Here is a 569-nt window from a genome sequence, read left to right on the forward strand (position 1 = left end):
GTGTGAGGCGCATGGCCTGGACGCGCGAACAGATGGCGGCGCGAGCCGCCGCCGAGCTGAGTGACGGGGCGTACGTCAACCTCGGGATCGGGCTGCCCACGCTCATCCCCGGCCTGTTGCCGGCCGGCGTGGACGTGGTGATCCACTCGGAGAACGGAATCCTGGGCGTGGGCCCCTACCCCGCGCCCGACGACGTCGACCCCGACCTGGTCAACGCGGGCAAGGAGACGGTGACGGTGTTGCCGGGCGCCGCCTTCTTCGACTCCGCGCTCTCCTTCGGCATGATCCGTGGCGGGCACATCGACGTGGCCGTGCTCGGCGCCATGCAGGTCTCGGCCGCGGGCGACCTGGCCAACTGGTCGGTGCCCGGCAAGCTGGTCAAGGGCATGGGCGGGGCGATGGACCTGGTGCACGGCGCCCGCCGGGTCATCGCGCTCACCGACCACCTCGCCAAGGACGGCAGCCCGAAGATCGTCGAGCGCTGCACCCTGCCACTGACCGGCGCTCGGTGCGTGCACCGCGTCATCACCGACCTCGGCGTGCTCGACGTGACCGACGCGGGCCTGGTC

The 569-nt window shown here is 71.9% G+C and carries 1 protein-coding gene; it reads left to right on the plus strand.

Features of this window, described 5'->3' with window-relative positions:
* Nucleotides 1-11: 11 nt before the first annotated feature.
* Nucleotides 12-569 (plus strand): 3-oxoacid CoA-transferase subunit B (locus KUM32_RS42640; RefSeq protein ID WP_217146933.1); only part of this gene is annotated, 558 nt, incomplete at its 3' end.

The organism is Streptomyces sp. AC627_RSS907 (assembly GCF_019049165.1).